9 protein-coding genes are annotated in these 14,652 nt (G+C 65.9%); 5 read left to right on the top strand and 4 right to left on the bottom strand.

Annotated elements, in window-relative coordinates; all coding sequences use genetic code 11:
- Positions 1 to 2: 2 nt before the first annotated feature.
- On the bottom strand, positions 3 to 1,217 hold the full coding sequence (locus J2W36_RS00045; protein ID WP_307687607.1) for an AI-2E family transporter: 1,215 nt from the start codon (positions 1,215 to 1,217) through the stop codon (positions 3 to 5).
- A 127-nt stretch (positions 1,218 to 1,344) separates the two neighbouring features.
- Here J2W36_RS00045 and argH point away from each other — a divergent pair, with 127 nt between their 5' ends.
- The 4 genes from argH (at position 1,345) to J2W36_RS00025 (ending at position 5,086) form a co-directional block, all read left to right on the top strand.
- Entirely contained in the window at positions 1,345 to 2,760 is a 1,416-nt protein-coding gene (argH, locus tag J2W36_RS00040; protein WP_307687606.1) for an argininosuccinate lyase, read from the top strand.
- An 80-nt stretch (positions 2,761 to 2,840) separates the two neighbouring features.
- Positions 2,841 to 3,416 carry an RNA polymerase sigma factor gene (locus J2W36_RS00035; RefSeq protein ID WP_307687605.1) on the top strand — a complete coding sequence of 192 codons (576 nt, stop codon included), beginning with the start codon at positions 2,841 to 2,843 and terminating at the stop codon, positions 3,414 to 3,416.
- A 10-nt stretch (positions 3,417 to 3,426) separates the two neighbouring features.
- On the top strand, positions 3,427 to 4,191 hold the full coding sequence (locus tag J2W36_RS00030) for an anti-sigma factor (protein ID WP_307687604.1): 765 nt from the start codon (positions 3,427 to 3,429) through the stop codon (positions 4,189 to 4,191).
- 100 nt (positions 4,192 to 4,291) lie between these two features.
- Positions 4,292 to 5,086 carry an SGNH/GDSL hydrolase family protein gene (locus tag J2W36_RS00025; protein WP_370869223.1) on the top strand — a complete coding sequence of 265 codons (795 nt, stop codon included), beginning with the start codon at positions 4,292 to 4,294 and terminating at the stop codon, positions 5,084 to 5,086.
- Between the two features lie 7 nt (positions 5,087 to 5,093).
- Here J2W36_RS00025 and J2W36_RS00020 read toward each other — a convergent pair whose 3' ends face one another.
- The 3 genes from J2W36_RS00020 to opgC form a co-directional block, all read right to left on the bottom strand.
- Positions 5,094 to 6,335, bottom strand: a complete 1,242-nt coding sequence (locus J2W36_RS00020) for a DUF3443 domain-containing protein (RefSeq protein ID WP_307687603.1) — start codon at positions 6,333 to 6,335, stop codon at positions 5,094 to 5,096.
- Positions 6,336 to 6,402: 67 nt separating this feature from the next.
- Positions 6,403 to 6,885, bottom strand: a complete 483-nt coding sequence (locus J2W36_RS00015) for a DUF2844 domain-containing protein (RefSeq protein ID WP_307687602.1) — start codon at positions 6,883 to 6,885, stop codon at positions 6,403 to 6,405.
- Positions 6,886 to 6,981: 96 nt separating this feature from the next.
- Complete coding sequence (opgC, locus tag J2W36_RS00010; RefSeq protein WP_307687601.1) at positions 6,982 to 8,118, bottom strand: OpgC domain-containing protein; 1,137 nt, start codon at positions 8,116 to 8,118, stop codon at positions 6,982 to 6,984.
- 156 nt (positions 8,119 to 8,274) lie between these two features.
- Between opgC and J2W36_RS00005 the strand changes: the two genes are divergently transcribed.
- Positions 8,275 to 14,271: an alpha-2-macroglobulin family protein gene (locus J2W36_RS00005; RefSeq protein WP_307687600.1), complete on the top strand. Its 5,997-nt coding sequence runs from the start codon at positions 8,275 to 8,277 to the stop codon at positions 14,269 to 14,271.
- Positions 14,272 to 14,652 lie beyond the last annotated feature (381 nt).

Genomic DNA, 14,652 nt, shown 5'->3' with positions numbered 1-14,652 from the left:
ACTCAGTCGCCCAGCAGCTCGCCGATGGTCTGCAGGTCTTCCACCCGGTCGCACACAGCCTTGACGACCATCATGATCGGAATGCCCAGCAGCAGGCCCCACACGCCCCACAGCCAGCCCCAGAAGATCACACCGACGAACACCGCCACCGGATTCATGCGGCTGGTGCGGCTGGTCAGCCAGGGCGTGAGGAGGTTGCCCACCAGCGTGTGGATCAACAACGAAGTGCCACCCACCAGCAGGGCCATCTCGATGCTGTTGAACTGCAGGAACGCAACCAGGGCGGAGGCGCCCATCACCATGATCGAGCCAACGTACGGAATGAGGTTGGTGACGGCAGCCAGGATGCCCCAGACCGCCGCGTTCTCCAGGCCGATCGCCCAGAACGCGAGGCCTGTGGCGACGCCGACCAGCACACTGGTGAAGATCTGCACCAGCAGGTAGCGCTCGATGTGGCCGGTGATGTCGTCCAGCACGTGCACGGTGATCTTTTTCTTCTGCAGGCTGTCGCCGGTAATCTTCACCAGCTTGCGGCGAAAGGTGTCGCCCGAGCACAGCGCGAAGTAGGTGAGGAAAGCCACCAGCGTGAGTTGCCCGGCGGCCGCCATGAGGCCGACCGAGCCGCTCCAAAGGTAGTCGCGCACATTGAAAGGTTGGCGCTCGATGATCACCCGGGTCACGCCGCGCCGCGCGGCGGCCGGCCCGGCCTGCGCCGCCTGTTCCAGCTGCGCAGCCGCCTGCTGCACCGTGTCGAGCGCGCTGGTGTTCTGCCGGGCCCCGCGGGTCATGGCCAGGCGCAGCTTCTGCGCGGCCACCGGCAGCGCGTCGAGCAACTGGGAGGCGCTGCCCGACAGCGAGTAGGCGGTCGTGCCAAGGCCGCCCCCGATGCCCAGCAGCAGCACCGCCGCGCCGAGCCAGCGCGGCACCCGCCACCGCGCCAGACGGTCGACCACGGGCGACAGGGCGTAGGTCGCCAGCAGGCTCAGCATCAGCGGAATGAAGACCGCCGCCGCCCAGCGCAATGCGAAGATCGAGGCCAGTACCGCCAGCACGACCAGCGCAGCACTGCGTACGTCGACCGGCATGTGAAGCAGCACGCGGTCGCGTTCGGCTTGCCGGACCTCCCGGGCCTCCTGTTGCGCCGCCTGGACCTCCTCGGAGGCGGCCTCGGGCACCGGGTCAGGCAGGGAATCAGGCTTCACGGCAGGTTCGCTCATGGTGTGTCCTTGGCGCATGTCGCGCAGGGGCCGGTGACCTTGCACGGGCGCGGCCGATAAAATCGACGGATTGCGCATCGCCGAGTTCCGGGATGACTCACCCATTATTGCCTCCGCGAGGCCTCCCATGACCCAAAACCAACTCGACAAGAAATCCGAAGCCTGGTCGGCCCTGTTCTCCGAACCCATGAGCGACCTCGTCAAGCGCTACACCGCCAGCGTGTTCTTCGACAAGCGACTCTGGCAGGCAGACATCGAGGGCTCGCTGGCCCACGCCGGCATGCTGGCCGCGCGCGGCATCATTGGCGCCGACGACCATGCTGCGATCGAGCGCGGCATGGCGCAGATTCGCAGCGAAATCGAGGCCGGCGACTTCGAATGGAAGCTTGATCTGGAAGACGTGCACCTGAACATCGAAGCACGGCTGACCCAGCTGGTCGGCGACGCAGGCAAGCGTCTGCACACCGGGCGCAGCCGCAACGACCAGGTCGCGACCGACGTGCGCCTGTGGCTGCGCAGCGAGATCGACCTGATCGGTGCGCTGCTGGTGGACCTGCAGAAAGCACTGGTGGACATCGCCGAGAAGAACGTCGAAGTCATCCTGCCGGGCTTCACCCATCTGCAGGTGGCGCAGCCGGTGAGCTTCGGCCACCACATGCTGGCCTATGTCGAAATGTTCAGCCGCGATGCCGAGCGCCTGCTCGACGTGCGCAAGCGCGTGAACCGCCTGCCGCTGGGCGCTGCCGCGCTGGCCGGCACCAGCTACCCGCTGGACCGCGAACTGGTCGCGAGGACGCTGGGCATGGTCGACGCGGACGGCGCCCCGGCGGTCTGCCAGAACAGCCTGGACGCCGTGAGCGACCGCGACTTCGCCATCGAGTTCACCGCTGCCGCTTCGCTGGCGATGATCCACGTCAGCCGCCTGAGCGAAGAGCTGGTACTGTGGATGAGCCAGAGCTTCGGCTTCATCGACATTGCGGACCGCTTCTGCACCGGCTCGTCGATCATGCCGCAGAAGAAGAACCCCGACGTGCCTGAGCTGGCGCGCGGCAAGACCGGCCGCGTGGTGGGCCACCTGATGGGCCTGATCACGCTGATGAAAGGCCAGCCGCTGGCCTACAACAAGGACAACCAGGAAGACAAGGAGCCCTTGTTCGACACCGTCGACACGCTCAAGGACACGCTGCGCATCTTTGCAGAGATGGTCGGCGGCATCACCGTCAAGCCCGAAGCCATGGAAAAGGCCGCGCTGCGCGGCTACGCCACCGCCACCGACCTGGCCGACTACCTGGTGAAGAAGGGTCTGCCCTTTCGCGACGCCCACGAAACGGTCGCCCATGCGGTCAAGGCGGCGATCTCGCACCAGGTCGACCTGTCGGAGCTGCCGCTGGCGGTGCTGCAGCAGTTCAACCCGACCATCGAGAAGGACGTCTACGAGGTGCTGAGCCTGCGTGGGTCGCTCAATGCACGCAACATCCTGGGCGGCACCGCGCCCGCGCAGGTCCGCACCCAGGTCGCACGCCACCGCGCCCGCCTCGCCTGAGTGCAGCCGTCGGCCTCTGAATCCGGTGGGCATGCAGGCTCGTACCTGCTGCATGCCCACCGATGTCCGACAATCCGTGCATGACTGCACCCAGCCCCGATGCCGAATTGATAGCGCTGATCGATCGCGTCGGCCAGCGCGACGAAACTGCCCTGCGCGCCCTTTACGACCGTTGCGCGCCCAAGCTCTTCGGCCTGGCGCTGCGGGTGGTGCGCCAGCGCGAATGGGCGGAGGACGTGGTGCAGGAAGCCTTCCTGACGATCTGGCGCGTGGCCGGAGACTACCGCGCCTCGTTGAGCCCACCGATGGCGTGGATGGGGCTGATCGTGCGCAGCCGCGCGCTCGACCTGCTGCGCAAACGCACGGCCGACCGGACCCAGCTGACCGAGCCGTTCGACGACGCCATGGAAGAGACGATGGAGTCACAGGCGCAGAACCCGATGGATGCGACCGATGCGAGCGAACAGGCCTGGGCGTTGCATCAGTGCCTGCTTCAACTCGAAGGCCGGCAGCGCGAGGTGGTGAGCCTCGCCTACCTGCGCGACCTCAGCCACGGCGAGTTGGCCGAGCAGCTCAAGCTCCCGCTGGGTACTGTGAAGACCTGGATCCGCCGGGGCCTGGAAAAAATGCGCCTTTGCATGAGCCGTTTCGCGTGAAGGGCCGACCATGAAACTTTCCGCCCACCCTGCGCTGCTCGAATTGCTGGCCGCCAGCTATGCGCTCGGTACCTTGCGTGGCGGTGCGCGTCGCCGCTTCGAGGCCATGGCGCGCGAACACGCCGTCGTGCGTGCGGCCGCGCTGACCTGGCAGGGCCGCCTGGCCAGCATGACGGAGCTGGCGCATCCGGTGGCGCCCGACCCGGCCGTGTGGACGCGCATCCGCAACCTCATCGAGGCCGAGCAGAAGGAACACGCCATGGCCCGCCAGCGCGCCGCCGCGCGGGCCCTGCCGGTGCACGACGCGTCGGCCTCCGGCGGGTGGCTGCGCAGCCTCGCCTTGTGGCGTGGCGCGGCGGCCGCCGGCGCGGTGGCGACCGTGCTGGCCGTCGTGGTGGGTGTGAACCTGCGCGATCAACTCGCCAACGCACCGGCGGTTCAATATGTGGCGGTGCTTGCAGACGACCAGTCCACCGCATCGATGCTGGTCACCTTCGACCCCAACAAGCGCCAGCTGGTGCTCCAACGGGTGGGCGGCTACACCGAAGGCAGCGACAAGTCGTTGCAGCTCTGGGCCCTGCCGCCGGAAGGCGCGCCGCGCTCGCTCGGTGTGCTCGACCACGCGCCGGCATTGCGCCTGCCTGCGCAGGAATCCGATGTCCGCGCCGTGCCGACCCTGGCCATCAGCCTGGAGCCCCGTGGGGGGGTGCCGAGCGACCGGGGACCCACCGGTCCGGTCCTCTTCAAGGGCGCGCTGATCGAGAAGACGCTGTAGCGCCGTCGCGGCATTGCCACTTTCGCTCACATTTCGCTTCATTTTGGCGGGAACCGGTCAACGCGAAGCGGTCGAATTCAGTTTTGATCTGATGAAGTCGATGAAAGCCCTCCGGCGCCGCGGCGTCCTGGTGTCCCTGGCGCTGTACGCAGCGATGTCGACGGGCTTGCAGGCGCAGCCCGTGCGCATCGAAGCACCCGCCGTCGCGCAGTCACCGGAATATGTCGCCGCGCTGACCCGCTGGAAGAGTTCGCTCAGCGCGTTCGACGAAGCAGACCGGGAAAAACAGCCCGGCGCCGATGGCGTGCTCTTCGTCGGCAGTTCGACGATCCGTTTCTGGAAGCAGATGGCGCAGGACTTCCGCCAGGTGCCGGTGGTCATCAATCGCGGGTTTGGAGGGTCGACGATGGCCGACTGCAGCCTGTTCGCACGCGATCTGGTGGTGCGCTACAAGCCTCGGCACGTCCTCGTGTATGCCGGCGACAACGATCTGGCGGAGGGCCGCACGCCGCTGCAGGTGCTCGAGAGTTTTGCCAGTTTTGCCAACACGGTGCGTGCCGAGCTGCCCGACACCCGCATCAGCTACATCTCGATCAAGCCCAGCCCCTCGCGGGAGGCGCTGATGTCGAAGATGCGCGAAACCAACAACATCATCTCCGCCTACCTGCGCACGGTGCCCAACAGCGATTTCATCGACGTCTATACGCCGATGATCGGGCCTGACAACCGGGCGCGGCCCGAACTGTTCCTGCGCGACCGCCTGCACATGAACGAGGACGGCTACCGGCTGTGGCAGTCGGTGATCGCGGCCCATGTGCCGGCCGCTGTGATGCCCCCGGCGGCTGCGGCGGCGGCTTTGCCCGGCTCGCCCACCCCCACCGTTTCCACGCGGTGACGATCGCTCAGTAGGCCACGTACGGCCCAACGGCCGAACCGGCCTGGCGGCCTTCGATGGCGGTGTACACGGTACGTCCGTAGAAGAATGGCAGACCCCAGTCGAACATGCCGCTCGCATTGCCACCGAGGTTGTCGAAAGCCTTGTTGCGGGAGACGATGAGACGCGTGAAATTGGCGATGTCGAAACTCAGCGGCTGTACGTTCTGGCCCGATGCATCCAGCAACGTCGCATTCATCGTGACCGTGTCGGTCGGGCAGTACCAGATGCTGCTGCATACAGGCAGCGTTGCGCTCGGAAAGAACAGGGCATTCGAGCCGCTGTCGATGAAGCTCGACGGGTACTGCGTGCCATTGACCTGGGTCCGGATGTAACCATAAGCGTCGGTGCGCAGAATGCGCGTCGTGGCCAGCGCGTTGTTGCTTTGCGTCCCGATGCCAAAAGTCATCGTGCCGGTCGCCGTGGCAGCACCGAGGTCGGGCACGGCCGGCAACTTGATGACCACGCCGTTGTTGTTCACGCTCATGCGCGCCACCGGATTGACCACCTGTTGCGCCGCCGGGACCTGGGCCGGCGTACAGCTGCCGGTGCCAGCGCAGGTGTAGTAGATGGCCGTGACCGCTGCCGCGGTGCAGGCCGGACAGTCGTTGATGAACAGGCCGACGCCCAGAATGCCATTGGCGCCGAGCGCGGCCGTGCTGCTGAGCGAGGTGCCGCCAGCATTCTGGCAACTCGCCGGCACGTCACCAACCACGGCGGTGTCGCCGATCACCTGCACCGGCAGGTTGGTCACACGCTCGCCCGCCAGCTGCACGTCGGCCTGGCGCACCGAGCCCCAGGTGTAGCCGGAGATGAACTGCGCACATTGCCCCAGCGGATTGACCCCGTTGTCCGTGACCGCACCGCGCTGGCTGGGCAGTGCGCCCAGCACGCCGCTGCCGAGCGCCGACGCCATCACCCGCAGGCCGACCGAACCGGTGTCCACAAGCAGGCGATCGACGGTCTGGCAATTGCTCGTACCGGGCTGGCACAGCGTGGCACTGGCGAACAGGCCGTTCGGATAGTTGCCGTCGAACCCACCATCGACCGTGACGGCCATCACATTGGATGTGGTTGCGGAGGGTGTGGACGGCGTGGACGCTGTGGAAGTGGACGGCGCCGGGGCAGTGGCACTGCCGCCCCCACCACCACAGGCGGAAAGCAGACCGGCGGCAACCAGCAGCCACAGGGCGATCAATGGAGTGCGCATGGGAGACTCGTGCAAAGGCATCGCGGGAACGCGAAGGGGGAACGAAGGGCGTGCACCAGCGGTGCGATCACGGCAGTTGCTCGACGCTCACGCCCGCAGGCACGAGGCTCGGAATCCAGGCGCTGCCGCGCAGCGCGCCCATGCGGCCGCCGGAGTGGATGACCAGGTCCGACTGGTCGACCTCCACCGGTCCGCGGCGAAGGCTGCCCGCCGCCACCATCTGGGCATAAGGACGGGCTCCCAACAGCACCGAGAGATCGGGACGGGCCGGACCGCTCCAGGTCACGGCAAACACGATGCCAGCCGGGCTGACGTACTCGTGGACCGTGACGCCGGAAGTGTCGATGGATTCGATGAGCGTGTAAGACGCAGAAGCGGAAGCGGAAGCGGAAGCAGCCGGGCCGGCTTGCAGACTGCGCTGGACCGCGCCGGACGGCAGCACCGCAGGGGCTTGGCCCAGGGCGGCCAGCGCCGGGCCCGTCAGGGCCGCACCCAAAGCGAGACCCAGGCCAAGCTGCCAAACCTGCGCATGACGTGAAAGGAAATCCATCTTTGCTCCAGCGTGGAGAATTGTCGGGAAACGACGTTGGCGCGTATCGTAGCCGCACCACCGCACGTTCAACGCTTCGTCACGCGACATCCGTCGTCAATGCACCACGACGACCTTGGCGAGTTTCTTGCGCGCATCGCGCCACAACGTCAGGCGCGCCACGCCGTAGAGCATCAGGAAAACACCGGCGAGCAGCAGCACGTCACCCCACCAGGGCCTTGCCGTCTGGCTGTCGCCGTAGAAAGCCAGCGTCAGCAGCACCGCCACCAGGTGGGCACAGAACACGGGCAACGAGGCCGAGCCCATCGCCTCGAGCCAATGCAGGCGCGGTAGGCGGTGCGCCAGGCCGGCGCCAAAGCGCATGACCAGCAGCCCCAGCGCCACCAGGTTCAGCAAACGCAACGGGCCGAGTTGCCATTTGTCGAAAAGCAGGTTGAGCTGTTCGTTCCCGCCAAAGGGCGCCTGACCATTGATGCCGTTGTTGTGACGCCAGTACAGCCCGTACAGCGCCACGGCGGCCGCCAGCCAGAGCAGCCACGACGGCAGACGCAGCGCCTTTGCGTCGGGCGCGTTGCGGCTGGCGCCCAGCCACAGCCCGCCAAACCACAGAAACTGCCAGCCGAAGGTGTTGAAGGCACCCATCTCGGCGAAGGGCACAGGCAACCCGGTCCAGACGACCGCATGGGCGTAGACCCACTCGCTCAGGCCAAACTGCGCCAACGCCCAGAGCGTGGCGCTGGCCACCATCACCCCACCCCAGCCATGGCGCAGGGCGAAGGCCAGCACCCAGGGACTCAGCAGCATGAAGAAGATGTACATCGGCAGGATGTCGAGCAACGCAGGCTCGTAGATGAGCAACAGGCCGAAAACAAAGCCATCGTGCGGCTGTGCCAGGTAATAGGACACCAGGTTCTTCACCGCCAGCTGGTCGATGCGCAGGCCGACGGCGGTGATGACGGTGAACAGGAACAGCAGCGTCGCAGCCTGCGCCAGGTACACCTTGAGCGCGCGCCGCCAGAAAGCGGTGCGCATGGCATCGACGCCATCGCGGTAGCCGATGCGGCTGTAGACGAGGCCGGCCATGAAAGCGGACATCAGCACGAAGCCTTCGGCCGCAGACACGAAGCCAAAAGGCTGGCCCAGCGGATCGGTGAGCCGCGTCGGCAGGTGGGTGACGGTCATCAGCACGAGCATCAGCCCGCGCAACGCGTCGATCTCCCAGTAACGTTTCATTTGGTCGGCAGGTCCTGCTCGCGATCTCGCGCGAGGCACGCACGACTAAATTCCGATTGTAGGAAATGCGCGCGAAGAATCGAGGTGCACGGTTTCCGTGTATCTGCGGCCGGCAAGCTTCGGCTACGCTCGGACCAAACCAAGGAGAACAAACGCATGAATCGAGGGATCACGTCCTTTCTGTGGCTCGCTGGCGGTCTGCTGGGCGCACATCAGGCCTCGGCGCTTCAGATCAGCGCGCTCACACCCCAGGGCGAGGTCTCCCAGGTGCGCCAGCTGGTCGCCACATTCGACCAGGCAGCCGTCAACTTCGGCGACCCCAAGGCACCTGCGCCGCTGACGGTCAGTTGCAGCGATACCCAGGCAGGCAAGGGAACGGGCCGCTGGACGGGCGAGAAGCGCTGGGTGTTCGACTTCGAGGGCGATCTGCCGCCTGGCGTGCGCTGCACCGCCACCCGCGTGTCCGGCTTCAAGTCGGGCAGCGGCGCCGAGCTGAGCGGCCCCGAACGCTATCAGTTCAATACGGGCGGACCGTTCGTGCGAAGCCTGCGTCCGAGCGGCGGCAAGATCGACGAGCAGCAACTCTTCCTGCTCGAGCTCAACGGCCCGGCCACGCTGGCCAGCGTGCGCGACAACGTCTGGTGTTCGGCCGATGGCGTGGGCGAACGGATACCGGTGCGCCTGGTCGATGGCGACGAACGCGAGGGACTGCTGAAATCCCAGGGCCGCGACAAGCAGGCCGCAAAAGATCCACTGCGCTTCGTCACGCTGCAGTGCAACCGCACGCTCACACCAGCCAGCCGCGTGCAGCTGGTCTATGGCAAGGGCGTGGCCACCCCGTCGGGCATTGCCAACAACACCGAGAAACGCTTCGGCTTCAATGTACGCGAGCCTTTTGCCGTGGCCTTCAGCTGCGAACGCGAGAACGCACAGGCGGCCTGCCTGCCGCTGCGGCCGATGAGGCTGGCCTTCAACGCGCCGGTCACCCGCAAGATGGCCGAGCAGATCGTGCTGCAGGGCGACGGCAAGACCGTCAAGCCGGCTTTCGACGAGGACAGCGCGGCGAGCGAAGATGCCGTCATCGACAGCATCACCTTCCCGGCGCCATTTCCGGAGAGCGCGACCTTCACGGTGCGCGTACCCACGAAGTTCGAAGACGCCTCGGGTCGCCCGCTGGACACACCCGACAGTTTCCCGCTGAAAGTGTCGACCGGCGCCATGCCGCCCTTGGCCAAGTTCGCCGCGTCGCCCTTCGGCGTGATTGAGCGGCTGGCCGAGCCTGACGGCGTGGCGCTGATGCCCGTGACCGTGCGTCGCGTCGAGCCGGCCTTGAAGGTGAGTGCCCTCACGCCCGGCAAAGTCAGCGACATGAATCCCAAGACCGACGCGGAAATCATCGCCTGGTTCCGCAAGGTACGCCGCTACGACAGCAGCTTCACGATCGAGCGCAAGGCTGCCGCACGCGACGTCAAGGGGCCGCTGCCGCCGGTGATCGACAAAGACAACCGCAACAACGTGCAAACGCGCATGATCTCTCTGCTGGGTGGTCAGTCCGGGGTGAAAACGCTGGACATGCCCAAGGCCGAAAGCGGCGACCCGCGCCCCTTCGAGGTGGTCGGTATCCCGCTCACACCCGGATTCCACGTGCTCGAGATCGCCTCGCAAAAGCTCGGTGACGCGCTGCTCGACGACCGCTATGGCACCGGCCGCACGATGTACGTTCGCACCACCGCGCTGGCCACCAACCTGGCTGTTCACTTCAAGCTGGGCCGTGAAAATTCGATGGCCTGGGTCACCACGCTCGACAAGGGCAGCGTGGTCGCCAACGCGACGGTGCGGGTGTCCGACTGCCGCGGCAATTCGGTGGCGACGGCGACCACCGACGCACAGGGCATCGCGCGCCTGGACGGCGTGTCGCCCGATGGTCCGAGCTGCAGCGGCGGCACCGATGGCGACGACTACACGAGCAGCAACGCCTATTTTGTGAGCGCGCGCGCCAAGGACGCAAAGGGTGTGGAAGACCTCGCCTTCACCTGGAGCGACTGGCAGCGCGGGATCGAACCCTGGCGTTTCAACGTTCCCACGAGCAGCCAGCCCGAGCCTGACCGCCTGGCGCATACCGTGTTCGACCGCACGCTGCTGCGGGCTGGCGAAACGGTGTCGATGAAGCACCTGCTGCGCACCCAGACGAGCAAGGGTTTCGGCCTGCCCGCGACCCAACCCGGCGTGCTCGTCATCACGCACGTGGGCAGCGGCCAGCAGTTCACGCAACCGGTGACCTGGCGCAAGACCGCCAGCGGCGGCCTGAGTGCGGAGAGCAGCTTCGCGATCGCGCCAGCGTCCAAGCTGGGTGTCTACCAGGTGAGCCTGCAGTCCAAACCACCCGGAGAGAGCAGCGGCGAAGAAGACGGCATGCGCGACAGCTTCGATACAGGCCAGTTCCGGGTCGAGGAATTCCGGTTGCCCGTGCTCGAGGGCCGCGTCGGCCCGAGCGACAAGAAGCCGCTGGTGGCCATCACATCGCTGCCGACGGATGTGCAGATCAACTACGTGGCCGGCGGCGGCGCTGCCAACCTCCCGGTGCGTGTGTCGGCGATGGTGCGGGCCAAGCAGCTGAACTTTTCCGACTACGACGGGTTCAGCTTTTCCCCGCCCCGCCAGCGCGGTGACACGCACAGCGGTTCGGGGGACGACGAAGAGGCATCCGCCTTCGACGACACGCGCGTCATTGCCGACAAGCTGCCAGTGACGCTCGACCGCAACGGCGCAGGCAAGGTGACCATCGAACGCGTGCCGCTGGCCAAGGCCACACCGCGCGAATTGCTGATCGAGGCCAACTATGCCGACCCCAACGGTGAAGTGCAGACGCTGCGCAGCACGCAGACGATGTGGCCGGCAGCCGTGGTGGCGGGCCTGAAAACCGAAGGCTGGGTGTCGACGAACAAGAAACTGAAGTTCCAGGCGCTGGCCCTCGACCTCACCGGCAAGCCGCAGGCAGACGCCAAGATCGACGTCAAGGCCGTGGCGCGGATCACGACCACCAGCCGCAAACGCATGGTCGGTGGTTTCTATACCTACGACAACAAGACCGACCTCAAGGAGCTGGGCAGTGTGTGCAGCGGCAAGAGCGACGCGCGCGGCCTGCTGCTGTGCGAAGTCGAACTCAAGGACGCCGGCGAGGTCGAGCTGGTAGCCACCGCAACCGACAAGGACGGGCGCGACAGCCAGGCGGCCAGTTCGGTGTACGTCACCCGGCAAGGCGAGCTCTGGTTCGGTGGCGAAGACAACGACCGCATCGACGTGCTGCCCGAGAAAAAGAGCTACCAGCCCGGTGAAACCGCCAAGTTCCAGGTCCGCAGTCCCTTTCGCTTCGCCACCGCACTGGTGTCGGTCGAGCGTGAAGGCGTGATCGAAACGCACGTCGTGCAACTCAACGGACAGGACCCGACCGTCACCCTGCAGGTCAAGCCCGAATGGGGACCGAACGCCTACGTCAGCGTGCTTGCGTTGCGCGGCCGGTTGCGCGAGGTGCCGTGGTACAGCTTCTTCACCTGGGGCTTCAAGGCGCCGCGCGAATGGTGGACCGCCTTCTGGTACGAGGGACGGGAGTACGTTGCGCCGACCGCATTGGTCGACCTGAGCAAGCCCGCCTACCGGCTCGGCCTGGCGGAGATCCGCGTGGGGACGCAGGCCCACCAGCTCGACATCAAGGTCGCCAGCGACAAGCCAAACTACCCGGTTCGCGGCAAGGCCCAGATCACCATCTCGGGCAAGCTGCCCGATGGCAACCCTGCCGCAGGTGCCGAGGTGGCGGTAGCCGCCGTTGACCAAGCCTTGCTGGAGCTCATGCCCAACGACAGCTGGGACCTGCTGGGTGCGATGCTGCAGCGGCGCAGCTGGGGTGTGAGCACCTCGACCGCGCAAATGGAGATCGTCGGCCGGCGCCACTATGGCCGCAAGGCGGTGCCCGCAGGTGGTGGTGGCGGCAAGGCGCAGACACGCGAGCTGCTCGAGACCTTGCTGCTGTGGAACCCGCGAGTGGTCCTCGACGCCAACGGGCAAGCCGTGGTCACAGTGCCGCTCAACGACGCGCTCACCACGTTCCGCATCGTGGCGGTCGCCGACGCGGGCGTGGGGCTGTTCGGTACGGGCCAGACCACCATCCAGGCTACGCAGGATCTTCAGATCATCAGTGGCCTGCCGCCTCTGGTGCGCGAGGATGACCAGTTCCGTGCGCAGATCACGCTTCGCAACACGACGCAGAAACCGATGAAGGTCGAAGCATCGCCGCGCGCCACCCTGCTTGCGCTGACGCCCCAGACGGTCGACATCCCGGCCGGTGAGTCGCGTGACGTTGCGTGGGACGTGACGGCGCCAGCGCAGCTTGCGCAAACCCGCGCCGAGTCCATCTTGTGGGAAATCGAGGCCAGGGACACGCTGGCTGGTGCAACCGGCGCGCGCGATGCGCTCAAGGTGCGGCAGCGCATCGTGCCGGCCGTCCCGCTCACGGTGCAACAGGCGACGCTCGTTCAGATCGACGGGCCGTATACGCTCGACGTGGCCCCGCCGGCCGATGCGTTGCCCGGCCGCGGTGGCTTGAAGATGTCGCTCCAGCCCCGCCTGGCCGAAGGCCTGCCCGGCGTGCGCGACTGGTTCGCCAACTACCCCTTCAGTTGTCTGGAGCAGAAAACCAGCAAGTCGATCAGCCTGCGCGATGCCAAGACTTGGCAAGGCGTGCTGGCCCAACTGCCGGGCTATCTCGACAGCGACGGTCTTGCCAACTACTTCCCGCCGCGTGATGGCGAGGCGAACCGCGGCAGCGATATCCTGACCTCGTACCTGTTGGCCGCCACGCAGGAAGCCTCGATCATCGATCCGGGTTTTGCCATTGCCGACGACGTGCGAGCCCCTATGGAAGCGGGTTTGATCGCCTTTGTCGAGGGCCGCATCCAACGGGATTTCTGGAGCCCTCGCAAGGACCTCGACGTCCGCAAGCTCGCCGCCATCGAAGCGCTGTCGCGTTATGGCAAAGCGCAGGGGCGCATGCTCGGGTCCATCACCGTGGCACCGAACCAATGGCCGACCAGCGCGGTGATCGATTGGCTGCAGATCCTGCGACGGGTCAAGGACGTGCCCCAACGGCAGGAACGCATGGACGAGGCGAATAATGTCTTGAAGGCGCGACTGAGCTACCAAGGTACCCGGCTGATCTTCAGCACCGAGAAAGACGATTACTGGTGGTGGCTGATGACCAACGGCGACGTCAACACCGCCCGTCTGCTGCTCGCCGTGATGGAGGACCCTGCCTGGAAAGACGACATCGGCAAGCTGGCCAACGGTTTCATCAGTCGCCAGCAAAACGGCGCCTGGCACACCACGACCGCCAATCTGTGGGGTGGCCTGGCGCTCGAGCGCTTCTCCAAAGTGTTCGAAAGCACGCCGGTCGCAGGCATCACGGCGGCGACGCTGGGAGCTGCCAAGGCGCAGGTCGACTGGAGCCGTGTTGAACGGGTCAAGGTCAGCGACACCGCAGGGGCGCCGCATCAAGGCACCTCCTTTGGCGCGCCGGCGTCGCCCGGCAATCTGCGCAACAACGCCATGTTCCTGCCTTGGCCCCAGCCACCCGTTCGCGACACCCTGCTGGTGACCCAACAAGGTTCTGGCAAACCATGGCTGACCCTGCAGTCGCTGGCCGCCGTCCCCTTGAAGACGCCTTTTGCAGCAGGCTACGCCATCAAGAAGACGGTGACTCCCGTGGAACAGGCCGTGGCGGGCAAGTACACCCGTGGTGACGTTCTGCGTGTTTCTCTGGAGGTCAATGCCAGTACCGACATGACGTGGGTGGTGATCAGCGACCCCATCCCGGGCGGTGCCACCATTCTTGGCAGCGGCCTGGGCCGTGACTCGCAGATCGCCACGCAGGGAGAGAAGCAGTCAGGCAATGGCTCGGCGGCATTCGAAGAGAAAAGCTTCGAAGCCTTCCGCAGCTATTACGACTATCTGCCCAAAGGGGTCGTGAAGGTGGAATATACCGTACGCCTCAACAATGTGGGCGACTTCGCATTGCCACCCAGCCGTGTGGAAGCCATGTACGCGCCGGAGATATTCGGTGAAACCCCCAATGCACGGGTGAAAGTGGAAGCGCAAAAGTAGGCGCCAAGGTGCGCAAGGGGTCGGGCGTATTTCTGAGAGGAACGTCCGACTCGCACCCCGCATCGACCTCTTTATTTGCTGCGCTTCATTGGCGCGCAAGCGCGCGCCCTGGGTGGGGAAGTTGGTCAATCACGGACCTGCACGCAGCGACAGCTCAACCAAAGACGATTCAACGTATGTGGAACCTTCCCAAATGGCGGGCAGACCAGGAAATTGGTGACTAGAGAACCATGCATACAACTGCACTGGTTCTGACACCGTTGGCAGCAACCCGAAGAGAATTTTCTTCCCAGAAAGCAGAAAGCCCCCGCTTGAATAAACAAGCGGGGGCAGACTGGGCTGTAAGAGCCTGACGATGACCTACTTTCACACGGGAACCCG

The organism is Variovorax ginsengisoli, from assembly GCF_030811835.1.
Lineage (GTDB): Bacteria > Pseudomonadota > Gammaproteobacteria > Burkholderiales > Burkholderiaceae_C > Variovorax > Variovorax ginsengisoli_C.
Note: the sequence above shows the minus strand (reverse complement) of the source record. Positions and strands in the feature narration are given on the sequence as shown.